Here is a 14,391-nt window from a genome sequence, read left to right as displayed (position 1 = left end):
ATTTATAGTATTTCACATCTAATATAAATGGTCCTACTAAAACAATGATTTATATATTCTTGTCAGAAAAAAATGAGGCAGCAATCGCATCTTATCAAATAAATGGGAATTTTTCAATGCCGGAAATTAAAATGGTTTATAGCAAAAATGATTTGACATGCTATGAATGGGTGAGTCAAGATAATTGCTTGATAACGTATCAATATGGAGATTCAAACATCAAAGCATATCCTGATGCTTTTTTTGACCAATCTGATGATACTCTACTGTATTCTGTGGCAAAACAGGAATTTGTGACGAAAGATTGGAGACGAGTTCACTCTTTTGCTGAAATACTTTTAAGAAACAACGATGTAGAAGCACGGGAAACATTACAACGTTATGCCAGCGGGTCGTTTACAACAGAAGAAATCGACCAAAACAGAAAAAGCAATAACGTGACCCCAAATCAAATTCAAGTCTTTGCACAATGCTTACTTGATAAAGTACAATAAGAACCTGTACTCAAGGAATATCACAAGCTGAATTGAGCCATACCCGATTTGATGGACGGTGTGGAGTAGTGCAATCGGCTAAAACCAAAGAATATCCAAAATTGCGGGTCATTCCGCCCGCTGCTGGTAAAATCGCCGCCGGAATTCCGCCGGTGTGACATTGCCGATGGCGGCGTTACGACGCTGGCGGTTGTAAGGTTGCAGACGCGCACGCTGTAGAAAGTGCTTACCGCGTACTTTGCAGAGGTTGCTAAAACGCCTTGTACTTTATAACACGCGATAGCCTAGTCCATTTCGCGAAAAGTAGCATCCGTCGTCCAAATGGTTTCTCTGTGATAGGGATCGCCATCGCCCAGCAGCGTGTTTTCCAGCCGGGATGTGCGTGGATAAGCACATCGCCCGCCCCGCAATGCGGTGAAGTACCCTTTTGATGCAGGAAGGTGTGCGCCAAAACAGTCTGCACCTCAACGGCAATTAGCATTTCAAGGGCCGATACGGCTGCCGGTGCACCCCACCAGCCATCTGACAATCATCAGATGCAGTGCTTCGGTATGTGCTGTATAGGCCGGCATGTTCAGCCAGAACACCACCGGATCTGCCAACAGCTCTTCGGTCAACGGCTTACGTAAATTCCAGATTCCAACTGCTAATGGCTACCATGAGATCAAGGACGCAGCCGCACGAGGGTTGGAGCGCGCCAGAGTGTCGCTAGTGCAAAATACTAGCATGAAGAAATAGCTTTTCTCTGTTATGCGATCAACGAGCTTCGGGCGTACCTATATGTAAACACGCCGTGTTGCGCACTCCCGCAACCAAAACAAACCGCTTAGATAAGCCATTTCTGGCAAGTCCGAGCGGTTTTTCTATGTCCATTTTTAAGAAAACGCCCCATACCTTGCCCCATACCAGGATAAAATGGCCTGCTTTCCGCTGATTTTGCCCCATATACGAGTATGGGACAGGCTCTATAAATACTATAAATGCTAAAAACAGACTACCTATCATAACCGAAAGGCAACCTGCAACATAAGCACCCTTAAATCAAACTCGCTATGATAGAATCTGCAATCTGTAAAGCCAGCTTCTCTTTGGAATTATTTTTCTTGAATTCGTCGTAATAAGATTTTAACTCGGATTGGCCGACCAGTACCTTATAGGGAACATCTGGAGCGGGCTTTGCATCTGAAGGGTCTTTTTCTACAAATATTTGTCCACCATATAGAACATGGATGGCTTGATTGCTGAATTTTGCTCATAAGCGCCGATGAGAATATTCGCGAGTAGAAGCACATCACTTTTTGCCATATTTTTCATCCCCTTTGGACAATATATTACACCACATTTTTCAAAATTACAACGAAAAAAAGTGTGGTTCAAAATCACACCCCTTACACACAATGCACACTTTACACAGAATTGCCTATACGGCTGCCCTTGCGTAGATTTTCAGATCGGTTTTGTTGCCCTCGAAGTTGTCCATGTTGCCTTTGTGTAGGGGGCCACCAGCGAAAATACGGGGCTTGGGGGTATTTCCCAACAAGCGAAGTTTTTACAAATCGTGTTACTTAACTGCTACTTGCCCGGGTGTACGCTTTTTTTGACTTTTCCGGAACGCTTAAGCAAGCAGAAATGTATTTTGCAAAGTTTTTTCGTATAAGCTATTTCTTTTTTAAAAAAATTGTCGATAAATATGTTGAGCTGAATTGCATTCTGCTCCAAGGGTTGGTATGATTGTAGAAAAACTGCCAAACTGCAGATGGGTCAGACGTGTTGCGACAGGCAAAAGAGGTGGTTGTGATATGAAAACCGTCATATTGGCTGGAGGGCTTGGCACACGCATTAGCGAGGAATCGTACCTAAAGCCCAAGCCCATGATTGAAATCGGTGAAAAGCCCATTCTGTGGCATATCATGAAGCTGTATTCTCATTACGGATTCAATGATTTTGTTATCTGCCTGGGTTACAAAGGCTATGTTATCAAGGAATATTTTGCTGATTATTACCTACATATGTCGGATGTGACTTTTGATTTTACCAATGGAAACCAGATGGTGGTTCACAACAACATTGCCGAACCTTGGCGTGTGACTTTGGTAGATACCGGGCTGAATACCCAGACTGGCGGGCGTATTAAGTGCATTCAGAACTATATTGGCAAGGAAGCGTTTCTGTTGACATATGGTGACGGGATCAGCGATGTGAGTATCCCGGACATCTTGTCTTTTCACAGAAAAAATAAACGGCTGGCTACCATGATGGCCGTGCAACCTGGGGGGCGCTACGGTGTGCTGGAAGTGAATGCACACAATGTTATTACAAATTTCCGTGAGAAGGCCACGGAGGACGGCGGATGGATCAATGCCGGCTTCATGGTGCTGGAACCGGAAGTGTTCAATTACATTGAAAACCGCGAGGATGAGATTTTTGAGCGCGCGCCGCTGGAAAAGTTGGCGGCGGCCGGTCAATTGGATGCTTATAAATATGACGGGTTCTGGAAGTGCATGGACACCCAGCGCGACAAATATGCATTGGAAGCGCTTTGGGCAGAGCAAAAGGCTCCCTGGAGAGTGTGGGAAGATTGAAAATTTCAGTTATCATGCTCACATATAACCGGGAGACCCTTGTTGAACGCGCAATTAGAAGTATCCAGAACCAAACCTTTCAAGAATTTGAGTTCATCATCATAGATAACGGCTCAACCGATGCCAGCGGAGAGATTGCGGAGCATGCCGCCGCAGAGGATGCACGCATTCGCGTCATTCACCGTAAGTGTGGAAATATTGGCTCCGGACGCAATGCGGGGCTGGACGCGGCAAAAGGTGACTACATTGCTTTTATCGACGACGACGACTATTGCGAACCGGATTATCTGAAATTTCTGTTAGATCTTGCAGTGGAGTACAGCACCGATATGGCGATTTGCGGCGCGACGGATAAAGTATTTGACGAGAAGCGTATAATGACTGCGGAAGAAGCTCTCATTGAACTGATGTGGCGAAAAAAGTACAATGTAGCGTTTCCGGCAAAGCTCTTTAGGGCGACTCTGTTCGATGGTCTTCGATTTTCGGCAACGTCAAAATATGATGACATTGAGTTGATGCCGCGTATTATGGCCAGAGCACAGCGGATTGCCTATCACGGTCTACCCAAATATACGTTTGAGCGACACGGCGGGAACAATTCCGCGTGGACGACGAACCATAGCCTTTTGGATGCTGCAACGCTCAACGAGTACCTTTCCGTATATCGAGAGCGCACAGAATGGCTGATTGCTCATTTTCCAGACAACGTGTTAGCTTGGCGGTATTTTGAATGGTCGTTTATGCTTTCCATGCTCGAAAAGATTACGCGTTTGAAATTGCGCGACTGTGAGAGTCAATGTGGAAAAATAAAAAAGGAATTACGGGAATACCAAGAGAAATTTATAGTGTGCAGTCTGACACAGGAATTTGAGAAAGAATGGGTTAAAAGGTATGTTTGCTCTTAATAAATTTTCTCTTATTATACTAACGCGGTGTAACTTGAACTGCAAGTTATGCTGTGAGTATATACCGCAAAACAGGCCATTTCCAGATATGACAGTTGACGAAGAGCGCGCTATACTCGATGCATTATTTAGTACCATTGATTGCGTGACTACATTGCATCTTACGGGCGGCGGTGAGCCGTTTTTACACCCACAGCTTTCCGAAATGATCGAGTGTGCTATGCAGTACTCGGACAGGATTGACCGCCTTATGTTGTTCAGTAATAGCACGGTGCCATTAAAATCGCAGTTGCTTGAAACGCTGAAAAAATACAAAGACAGGATCGTTGTGCAACTCTCTCAGTATGGAATAAACCCTGCCCATGAAATCGAGACTGCTAAAATGCTGATTGCCGCAAACATATCCTGTAAAGTCGAAAAATACTACGGCGACAATCAGTCCTTCGGCGGTTGGGTCGATTTTGGAGAGTGGAAACCTTATAACAGGTCGGATGAGGTGTTATCGAGAGTTTTTCTTGACTGTGCTGTCACGCGTGATATGCTTGGTAATTGGCGGACACGTGACGGCAAGGTTCATTGGTGTACCCGCTCACAGCGTGGGATGGAGCTTGGACAATTGCCGGACAATCCGGCTGATTATGTGGATTTGTTTGACAGCAGCACGGCGCAAGAAAAATGCGCAAAATTTGAGCGAATTGCTGCTACACATAGTTTGCTTGCTTGCGATTACTGCTCCGGTAACCAAGGTACAAGCGATGTCAGCAAGAGGTTCCCCGCAGCGGAACAAATATAAGGAGAATCAGAAGATGAATCTTTCCGAGAAACAGTTAGCTATCCACGTAACAACAAAGTGTACGCTTAACTGTAAAACGTGTGCTACTATAATGCCTGAATTCCGTAAACGCGCTTGCGGAGAGCATGTGCCATTGGAACAGTTGAAACATGAAATTAATTGTCTATTTGAAATTTACGACTATATTGAAAATTTGACAATCTCGGGTGGAGAACCTTTGCTATACCCAAGTATATATGAGTTGGCGAACTACTGCTTGAACTATTCCAAAAAATTTGGTGATTTGAGAATATTTTTTAATGGAACCATTATTCCCGATCAGAAATTAGTCGACGTGATAAAGTCATCTGACGGAAAACTAAAACTCGTAGTTGATGATTATGGTGCAGCGCTTTCTAAAAACACAGCCCAAATCGCTGATTTGTGGAAAGCGAACGGTATGGAACTGCGCGTAATCCAATATTATGGAGATCATCAGCATTGCGGCGGCTGGATTGATAATGGCCATCCAATTCAAAAGAAACATTACCCGGACGCCGGAAAAGCTGTGTTTTCACGATGCCATTTGGCTCAGTACAGTTGCCCGGCCACATTGAAAGGAAAATTGCATAATTGTTCATGGTCTACCATGCTTGTGGAACTTGGTTATATTTCTAAAAATGTCGGCTTGCCAGAATTTGTTGATATGTTTAACAACGATATTCCTCTCGAGGTTAAAAAGCAGCGCGTAAGTCAATTTGGAAAACAGCTGCTGGAAGCTTGCAATTGGTGCAACGGATTTGACCCGGAGAACTCGCCAAGATTTCCGGCAGGAGAACAGGCTTGATGTCATCGCTTGAAAATATATTCCGTCTTGGTTTGGGAACAAATCGTTTTCCAATTAAGTCATTTGATGACGAGGTGGGGATCGACGCATCCGTCCGCATTGTGCTTGAAGCGCTTAATGCAGGCGTAAATTATATTGATGTGGCGCACACGTATTCCCGAGGAATGGCACAAACCGTTCTAAAACGCGCATTTGCTCAAACCAATAAACCGTACTTCGTTACGATAAAGTCAAGTTACGGCGTTGACAAAACCGCTGATGATGCGCAAAGACGTGCCGAAACATCTTTGGCTGCAATGGGAATTGACCACGCTGCCTTTTTTGTCATATGGAGCATTGCGAACTACGAAGAATTTCGAGCTATTATGCGAACGGATGGGCTTTACGATGGTGCTGTAAAGCTTAAAAGAGCCGGGATTATTGATCAAATCTATTGTTCCGTTCATGCCTCGCCGAAAGATGTTATCAAAATTATTGAAAGCGGTGCGTTTGGCGCGATAACAATCTCCTATTCTTTAATTAGTAGCGGCATGATGCAGCCGGTGCTAGACGCAGCTTTGAAACATAATGTAGGGCTGATAACAATGAATCCGCTTGGCGGCGGGGTTATTCCGCAGAATTATGATTACTTCTCTTTTGCAAGGAGCTCAAAACACGAAAGCACCGTGCAGGCGGCATTGCGATTTGTCGCGGCGCAGCCTGCCGTAAAGATCGTGTTATCGGGCGTGTCCTCCATGGAAGAATTAAGGGAAAATCTTTCAGCTTTCAATGGCTCAAACACAGAGCCTGATGAGCGCCGTATTAAGCGTGTTGAAGGATCTTTGCACGAACTTGGGAATTTCTGTACGGGTTGTAACTATTGTATGGATTGTCCACAGGGCATTCCTATTTCAACGATTATGCAAAGTAGGAATGCAATGAATTTTTCAGCATCTGCAATGTATGGACGTTCAGATCCACGAGTGCTTAAAAACATTCAATTATTCCGGGAAATGAAACAATCATTTCAATATATTCCCCTGATATCGGAAAACAAATGTGTCCGATGCAGGCGATGTGAAAGCAGATGTACTCAAAAGCTAAACATTTGCGACAGTCTTGATGATACAAGCAACCGGATTACGGAATCCAAATTTTCGTTAACCGATATGAAGAATCGTCTATCTGCATTATTAAACGGAAAAAACTATAAAAAAGTGGGCTTCTATCCAGGCGGTGGTTATTGCACGTATGTACTGGAACTATATCACCAGTTCTTTGGACCACCGGATTTTGAGTGTATGTTGTTTGACAGTAACCCAGCACAATGGGGGAAAATAGCCAATGGATTGCGCATCTATGCTCCTGACGACATAAATGTTCTAAAGCCCGATTGCATTTTAATCAGCAATTATATTTATACCGACGAAATATATGACCGTGTTAAGCAATATAAACAAATCAACATTGACGTAATAAAACTTCACACGAAAAGCGATGTGCCTTGGGTCTATTAGTGAAAAGGAGACACACATTTGGAAAAAGCTATTTCCACGCCTAAGATCATTTTCTATATGCAAGCATATAATGCTGAAAAGACAATTTCACGCGCGATTAAAAGTATTTTAAACCAGTCTTATAAAAACTGGATCTGCTATTGTGCTGATAACGGTTCTGTTGATCATACTGGAGATATAATCGCAAAATATGCTCAAAAGCATAATAAAATACAAATGATAAGTTTAGAAAAAAACAATAGATGGTATTTTGTGGATGCATTATCTCAAATATTAAACTGTTTTGAAACTGGTTACTATTCGAACCTTGATGCAGATGATGAGTATTCACCAGTATTTCTTGAAAAGATGTTGCAATCAATTGACGAAAGCCAGGCCGATATTGTTGCATGTGGAAACGATGTTGTAGATGCAACCACAGGGCATATCATATCTGTGCAGAAACTTCAACAAAACATCATTTTGAAAGGCCTTGGACGCCCAGAACAGTTTGTTCAGTATTTCCCATATGCTTGCACCATATGGGGAAAATTATACTCATTATCCGTGCTTCGTAAATGCAATTTTGACAATGTAAAAAAGGTCTCTTATGGTGGAGATACTATTTTTGCGATGGAAGCCTTTCGTAACGCCAACTGCGTGAGCATTATTGCTAAATCACTTCATAAATACTATATTTCCCATAAATCTGTTTCCTACCAGTTCGATGAAAAACGGATTGTATCCAATCGCATTTTTATAGATACAACGCGTGAGTTCCTCGTTTCCGCGTATGGCTCAATCAGTCAGGAAAACCAAAACTATTTGTTTGGTTTTTATCTAAATGCAATTACAAACACCATATTCGTTATGCTCAACGCGAACATAAATGTTATAGAAAAGTTGGATAAGCTACGCGACATTTTCCAGGATACCCACACGCAAGAGCTTGTTAAATGGAACGGTATGGCAGAGCAAAAAAGCAATCTGTTCCGTCAGATTCTGCAATGGGTGCTGTCACAACCTGAGACAGCTGAAGACAAGGGTTTGAATTTGGCTGCTGACCTTTTTGCCACGTTGCACTTGATTCCTTCCAATATTACAGGATGGCCCGTCAGCCGGACGTTTATACTTTTGACAAAAATCAAGGCAAAATGCGACGGCAAAGAATTATCAAATCATGTTTCTTCACAAATTCTTTCTATAGCCTCAAAGTCTCCTTTCCTTGCAAAATTAAGCATGGAATTTTTAAATGATTATGGTGATATCGTCGTCTCTCTATTGCAAAAAGACAAGGAAGAGGCATGGAGAGACGTACAGGAAGCACTCGTTCGGCAGGACGATCTATCCGTCGTCCACTCGGAGGAGCTTCTGACGCTGGGCCTGAATTTATCCGCTTCATTAAATCGTACGGATGATTTTATCGCATTTAAAAAGAAACAAATTGCATGGTTGTTAGAAGTTTCCCGGCCGAAAGACGCATGGGAAGAACTGGACGACTGGGATAAAATTATGCCAGACGATGCAGATTTCAAATCGTTCAGAAATAATTTGGAAAATAGAGGGTTTGAAATACACCAGTCACCTTCAAATTAGAAATCATTTTGAGTGCCATACCGTGATTTGCGTTTTCCTATTATCCAGTGATAAGAAAACATTCTTAAATCCGTGTTCAACTGACCTACAAAAAATGGCAAAAGAAGAGTGCCACATACCAAACGCAAATTTTGAATAAATGGCTTATCTATGCGGTACAGTCAGTGTTACATTTTTGGCCCTCGTTTTGTTGGGAATCTCCATTTGCGCCATTTGTTCAGAGCTTCCCCAACTCTTATGAGGTACAAAGCGAGAATCAGTTCCTGTTTCTTGAAATATGATACGCACAGCGGTAAGCAGGGCTTTTCTGCATAAAAAATTCCCCTCCGATCAGCACAGAAGGGAATAGGTCATCCCGGATAGTTATATAACTTTCACAGCCTTACTCCATACACCGCTATCCGGGAGGGCCAACAATTATGATACATAATGATTCACGCTACATTCCGAAAGATTGTATCGCGCAAGCTGTACGGATCAACCAGAAGATTCCCACCAAGCGCATCCTTCTACATAAATATCGGCATTGCCTGGACCCGAACTTGCGCGCGGCGTATTTACTGTTTTAGATTCTGTACGCACAAAAGAGGGATGCAGGGGTGTCGGAAGACTTTTTGCAGGGCAAGCAAAAAGTGCGGGAATGCTTGATGTATTCGAGCGTTTTAATGCAGCCCTGTTAAAAAATCGTCGTCAATACTGTGTTTTGAATACTGCATACAGGTTTTTATATTGTTGAAGTCCACGCGGGTGCATTGACCGCCCAGCGGGCTTTATACATGAGAGTCCGGTACCGGATTTTCAGCCGAAGTGCAGGCCGCGCGTGCGGCGGTAAACGCTGAGTTGTCAAACATTGCTTCCACTTCGCTGCAAAGGGCAAGCACTTGGCGCATATCTGGTTCTTCCGGTACGCCGTGGTGATAATCGTCCAGTGAACAGATGCCGAAGATTCCGTCCAGCGCGCGGATGTCCGCGCACAGCCTGGGTGGCACAGGGAGCAGCTGCTCTACCTCGTCCATCAGACAGTTATAATTGTGGTTGAGCGGCATGACGCCGAACGCGTCGCAAATAGCGACCAGATAGCGTTCCAGCGCGCAGGAAGCGACATTGAATACCAGACTGACGCGCTCACCCTGCGCTAGGAACCGCTCTGCGCAACGGTGGTAACCCACCGCATCCGAAAAATCCTTGTCGAATGCTTCGTAATCCGGTTCCCCGCGTTTTTGACGGTACATTAAAATGCCTCCCTCATGCGGACGCTGCCGGTGTCCGAATGGTAGGTTCGGTCCCGGCAGCGTTCAAGGTTCTTGTATGAGTAAAAAAGAGTACGCAAATCAAGGGCGGCCGGTATCACCGACGTGCCGATTTACCAGACATTCAGAATCCATTCCTTGTTTTTCTTGTATTCCATGTCGGTGAAGAGTACATTGGCCATCTCCTCGGCCAGCCATGTCGCGCCTGCGTACCCCATGACGGGATGGCGGTAGTAGCCCGCGCGGTCATAGACGGGAAAACCGACGCGGAGCATGGGCACGCCGCAGTCGATGGAGGTAAAACGCCCTTTGGAGTGACCGAGGATAAGATCGAGCTCCAGTCCTTTGTTTTTGATGCGGTCTTCCAGTTCCCACAGGTCGGCGTTGGTGACTACTTCCATGTCGAAGTCCACGTTTTCCTGCAGCTCTTTGATGCGGGGGTCGTTGCCGTAGAAGGCGTTGTCGTCCCCCAAGAGCAGCAGCACAGGCTGCATTTCCATATCAATGCAGAACTGCGCGAGGCCGATAACGAGATCGGGGTTTCCGTAAATAGCTACCTTTTTATCCGCAAAAAACATGTGTGTGAGGTCTGTGATGGCGTCGATGGCGATGCCGCGCTCGCGCACCAGTTGTTCGGGGATGGGCTTGCCGGTCATTTGGCGCACATTGTCCAGAAAGGCATCCGTGTTGCGGATACCGATGGGTGTAGGCCCGATGACGGCCGGCACCTTGAATTTGTCTTCCAGATACCGCGCGGCCTTGGTGACCTCGTAGCGGTTGAGCGCGATGGTGCCGACGGCATTGGCTGTGTCCTCAAGATCCTCCACGGTGGTGTCACCGTGGGAAACGCAGTCCCCTTTGGGCATTAGAGGCGAATCGAAATTCTCGATTTCAAACAGCACGTTCGCTTCCACATCCATCACGGAAAGCAGGTGTTTGAGTTCCTTCACGTCGCCGGGGTTGACCCAGCCGGTCATCAGGTTGATTTTGCCGTTGGGTTCACCTTTTTTGGCCAGCGCTTTGACAAATGATTCCACCGCCACATCATAACCGCTGACCATGCTGCCGCGAAAGCTGGGGGAATGCACGCAGATAAGTTTCACGTCGCGGTCGGCGTATTTTTCTTTGAGCAGGCCGTTGTTGAGCTTGAGGATAACTCCGTCCACATCGTCACCGATGATTTCGGTGGAGCAGGTGGTGATGATGGGCACCACGCGGATATGCGGATAACGCATAAGCAGAACGTCCACGGCCTCTTCCACACGGTTTACCGCGCCGAGTACCGCGCAGTCCTCATGCAGCGAGGACGAGGCGATGTCGAAATTATCTTTGAAGTGCTGGGCAAACAGCAGCCGCACGAACATTACGCAGCCCTGCCCGCCGTGGACGATGGCGATGCAGTCCTTGATGCCGATACTCGCGTACTGTGCGCCCGCGGGCTGGCAGGTAAAAATGGGGTTAATAAGGCCGCCGCGCTGCCGTTCTTTCAGTTCACAGGGCATGTGGAATCTCCTTTCAGTAGAGCGGATCGGTCAGTTCTTTATTCAGTGATCCTTTTACGGTCAGATAGTCGATGCGGTCTTTCAGTGCGGCCATCATCGGCTTGATTGTTTCGGGCGTCATTTCGTTGATCCATGGGTAATCCTTCTTGTAATCGCGCGCCATCACCACGGCGTCCGCCCAATAGCACCGTTCGGAAGGATCCGCAATGTCCACTTCCTCGCCGCAGAGCAGCTGGCAGGTGATGCGTAATATCCCTTCGTTCTGCCGTTCACGGTCCCACACGCGGGAGTGGAATTGCCACAGGCACCATTTCATAATATAGTCGGTCAACGCGTCAACCTTCTCATCCAGAGTCAATATCGTCATGTTCAGACCTCCTCCGGCGCACCTGCCATGGCCGGGGTCTTGACCATGGCATAGGTGCGGCTGCGCAGTTTGGTCACGCTATCGAACCCACCGGTGTAGGGGTGTTCTTCCGCCGGAAGGGGAACGGATAGATCCAATTTTTTGTCAGAAATCATCGTGCGGGTCTTAAAGCCGTAATCCGCCGCGATGGGGTCTTTGCTGATGTCCACGCCGGAAAGCTGGTGCATGGGGGAATAAACGGCGTTGTAGATGTCGCGCGCAAAGCGTACCCAGCCCTCAAAGCCTTTGTACGGCCCGTTGTGGTAGGCGTGGGCGTTGAGGTACTGCACGCGCAGTTTCTTGGCAACCTCACCCGGGCGCACGCCGGTGAAAATAACGTCGGGCTTCAAGGTTTTCATGGCCTCAATGCCTTCCAGTTCGTTCGGGTCGTCAATGGCCAGCGCACCGGATTCGCAGCGGGAGATGCCTTTTTCCATGTCGCCCTGATGTCCGAACTTGGTGTAGACGGAAACGACTTCCATACCCATCTCCGCGTGGATGACATGCGCCCAGTGCCATAGTTTCGAGCCGCCGGGCCACAGCGCAACTTTCACACCTTTGAGCCGACGGGCGTACCAGTCAAATTCAGGCTTCCAGCGGGCGTATTCTTCCTCGATGATGGCATTGGCGCGGTCTTCTATGCCGAAGAAAAGCCCGATTTTGCGCAGTGATTCGGCCATCGGCTTGAAACCGAAACCGTCGATGTCCATACGAGGGATGTTGTAACGCTTACGCAGCTCGTTGGCGATATATTCGGCAGAACGCGCGCATTCCAACACATTGAGGTTTGCGCGGTGCATGGCACGCAAATCGTCATATGAACCGTTGCCGGTAAAAGTAGAAAGCACTTGGATACCCATGCGCTTGAAATAATCGGCCATAACCTCCTGGTCGCCCTGGATGTTGTATTCGCCGATATAGTTGATGACATAATCGCTGGTGATCTGCGGTTCCACCTGCCCGACTTTCTGGTTGATCCACGCGATATTGATTTTGTGGTGGCCACCGGACTGGCTGGGACCGGCAAATCCGGGCGAATTGCAGACAAAAATATCCACGTCCGGATTTTCGTCCATAACCTCCTGCGCGATAGCGTTGGCGTCGTCACCGATGAGCGCTGAGGCACAGGTCTGGTAAATGGTCATGCGCTTGATATTCGGGAATGCCTTGAAAGCTTCCAGAATGGAATCTTTGAGCAGTTTTTCTGCACCGAAGATAACGTGTTTTTCTTTCATGTCGGTGGCAAACGTGTATTTAAGTTGGAAATTATCATTGTCGCTGATATAACGCTTGGTCTGCCATGTATCATAAGTGCAGCCCACCGGGCCGTGGCTGAGGTGGATGACGTCCTTCATCGGGGTGCCAATCACATGCTTGGCGCCGCAATAGGCGCAGCCACGCTCGGAAATGGTGCCGGGGATGGTGTTGAGGTAGCCTTCCGGCAGCACGTCGGCCAGGGTTTCAGTCTCGCCTTTCACGACCGCGTGTTTGGTGCGTTCGGGGATGCATTCGCTGCATTTAAATGTATGGTATGGCATGGTTGTTCCTCCTTTTCAGAGCTGTTTTACCGTCTGCGGGTCAGCATAGAACGGTGTCGCCGGTTTCATCGGTGTGCATGCATACGGCATGTCGGACAGGCATTTAATCGGCGATGCCGTATTTGACGACCATGGCCTCAAGCTCGCTCATTTCCAGCGGATGAGGAATAACAAAATTTTCGTTTTCGATCATTTTTTGACCAAGCGTGGCATACTCTTTGGCCTGATTGACCTGATCGTCGTATTCGGTGACGGTTTTTTTGTTGAACTCGGCCTTCTGCACGATATTGTCACGGGGGACAAAGTGAATCATCTGGGTGCCGATGGCAGCGGTGAATTCATCGAGAAACTCGCGCTCGCGGTCAACGTTGCGGCTGTTGCAGATGATTCCGCCCAGACGTACGCCGCTCTGGCGGGCGTATTTGAGCAGGCCTTTACAGATATTGTTGGCGGCGTAGATGGCCATCATCTCACCCGAGGCCACAATGTAGACCTCCTGCGCCTTGCCGTCGCGCAGGGGCATTGCAAAACCGCCGCACACAACGTCACCGAGAACATCAAAAAAGAGGAAATCCAGATCGTTGGTGTAAGCGCCCTGCGCTTCCATCAGGTCGATGGCGGTGATGACGCCGCGGCCTGCGCAGCCGACACCCGGCTCCGGCCCACCCGACTCCACGCACTGGATGTCCATGTAGCCGCGTTTGACAATCTTATCCTTATCAACTTTTTCCGCGCCTTCTTCGCGAAGCACGTCCATCAAAGTCTTCTGCGGTTTGCCGCCGAGGATCAGACGGGTGGAATCCGCTTTGGGGTCGCACCCGTGGATGAAGACTTTTTTGTTGTGAAAATGCGCGAGCGCCGCAGCTGTGTTCTGTGTGGTGGTGGATTTGCCGATGCCGCCTTTGCCGTAAATAGCAACCTTTTTCATGAATTTTGCTCCTTTCGATGCGCGGCATCCGCCGCATGCAGGTTTTATGCGTATAATATGCAAAAGAGCGCCACCGCATCCGGAAACCGGATGGTG

14 protein-coding genes are annotated in these 14,391 nt (G+C 47.2%); 8 read left to right on the top strand and 6 right to left on the bottom strand.

Features of this window, described 5'->3' with window-relative positions; genetic code table 11:
* Positions 1-59: 59 nt before the first annotated feature.
* Positions 60-494 carry a hypothetical protein gene (locus ABF463_RS11145; RefSeq protein WP_415533709.1) on the top strand — a complete coding sequence of 145 codons (435 nt, stop codon included), beginning with the start codon at positions 60-62 and terminating at the stop codon, positions 492-494.
* Positions 495-976: 482 nt separating this feature from the next.
* Here the strand turns inward: ABF463_RS11145 and ABF463_RS11140 are convergent, their stop codons facing one another.
* On the bottom strand, positions 977-1,111 hold the full coding sequence (locus ABF463_RS11140; protein ID WP_415533708.1) for a hypothetical protein: 135 nt from the start codon (positions 1,109-1,111) through the stop codon (positions 977-979).
* A 1,182-nt stretch (positions 1,112-2,293) separates the two neighbouring features.
* Between ABF463_RS11140 and rfbF the strand changes: the two genes are divergently transcribed.
* The 7 genes from rfbF to ABF463_RS11105 all read left to right on the top strand — a co-directional run bounded on the left by rfbF (position 2,294) and on the right by ABF463_RS11105 (position 9,240).
* Positions 2,294-3,076 (top strand): glucose-1-phosphate cytidylyltransferase, encoded by a 783-nt coding sequence (rfbF, locus tag ABF463_RS11135; RefSeq protein WP_415533707.1) that lies wholly within the window; start codon positions 2,294-2,296, stop codon positions 3,074-3,076.
* Positions 3,064-3,981: a glycosyltransferase family 2 protein gene (locus ABF463_RS11130; protein ID WP_415533706.1), complete on the top strand. Its 918-nt coding sequence runs from the start codon at positions 3,064-3,066 to the stop codon at positions 3,979-3,981. Before rfbF ends, ABF463_RS11130 begins: the two co-directional genes overlap by 13 nt.
* Positions 3,968-4,774, top strand: a complete 807-nt coding sequence (locus tag ABF463_RS11125; protein ID WP_415533705.1) for a radical SAM protein — start codon at positions 3,968-3,970, stop codon at positions 4,772-4,774. Before ABF463_RS11130 ends, ABF463_RS11125 begins: the two co-directional genes overlap by 14 nt.
* 13 nt (positions 4,775-4,787) lie before the next feature.
* Positions 4,788-5,600 carry a radical SAM protein gene (locus tag ABF463_RS11120; protein WP_415533704.1) on the top strand — a complete coding sequence of 271 codons (813 nt, stop codon included), beginning with the start codon at positions 4,788-4,790 and terminating at the stop codon, positions 5,598-5,600.
* A complete protein-coding gene (locus ABF463_RS11115) occupies positions 5,600-7,096 on the top strand; it encodes an aldo/keto reductase (protein WP_415533703.1) in 1,497 nt (498 codons plus the stop codon). Before ABF463_RS11120 ends, ABF463_RS11115 begins: the two co-directional genes overlap by 1 nt.
* 18 nt (positions 7,097-7,114) lie before the next feature.
* A complete protein-coding gene (locus tag ABF463_RS11110) occupies positions 7,115-8,671 on the top strand; it encodes a glycosyltransferase family 2 protein (protein WP_415533702.1) in 1,557 nt (518 codons plus the stop codon).
* A gap of 419 nt (positions 8,672-9,090) precedes the next feature.
* Entirely contained in the window at positions 9,091-9,240 is a 150-nt protein-coding gene (locus ABF463_RS11105; protein ID WP_415533701.1) for a hypothetical protein, read from the top strand.
* A gap of 201 nt (positions 9,241-9,441) precedes the next feature.
* On the opposite strand, the gene ABF463_RS11100 is transcribed toward ABF463_RS11105, so the two are convergent.
* The 5 genes from ABF463_RS11100 to nifH all read right to left on the bottom strand — a co-directional run bounded on the left by ABF463_RS11100 (position 9,442) and on the right by nifH (position 14,295).
* Positions 9,442-9,903: a hypothetical protein gene (locus tag ABF463_RS11100; RefSeq protein ID WP_415533700.1), complete on the bottom strand. Its 462-nt coding sequence runs from the start codon at positions 9,901-9,903 to the stop codon at positions 9,442-9,444.
* Positions 9,904-10,034: 131 nt separating this feature from the next.
* Positions 10,035-11,423 (bottom strand): Fe-only nitrogenase subunit beta, encoded by a 1,389-nt coding sequence (anfK, locus tag ABF463_RS11095; RefSeq protein ID WP_415533699.1) that lies wholly within the window; start codon positions 11,421-11,423, stop codon positions 10,035-10,037.
* A 13-nt stretch (positions 11,424-11,436) separates the two neighbouring features.
* Positions 11,437-11,790: a Fe-only nitrogenase subunit delta gene (gene anfG / locus ABF463_RS11090; protein WP_415533698.1), complete on the bottom strand. Its 354-nt coding sequence runs from the start codon at positions 11,788-11,790 to the stop codon at positions 11,437-11,439.
* Positions 11,791-11,792: 2 nt separating this feature from the next.
* Entirely contained in the window at positions 11,793-13,367 is a 1,575-nt protein-coding gene (gene anfD / locus ABF463_RS11085; protein WP_415533697.1) for a nitrogenase iron-iron protein, alpha chain, read from the bottom strand.
* A gap of 103 nt (positions 13,368-13,470) precedes the next feature.
* Entirely contained in the window at positions 13,471-14,295 is an 825-nt protein-coding gene (gene nifH / locus ABF463_RS11080; protein ID WP_415533696.1) for a nitrogenase iron protein, read from the bottom strand.
* Positions 14,296-14,391: the final 96 nt, after the last annotated feature.

It is taken from the genome of Ethanoligenens sp., assembly GCF_047718355.1.
GTDB lineage: Bacteria > Bacillota > Clostridia > Oscillospirales > Ethanoligenentaceae > Ethanoligenens.
Note: the sequence above shows the minus strand (reverse complement) of the source record. Positions and strands in the feature narration are given on the sequence as shown.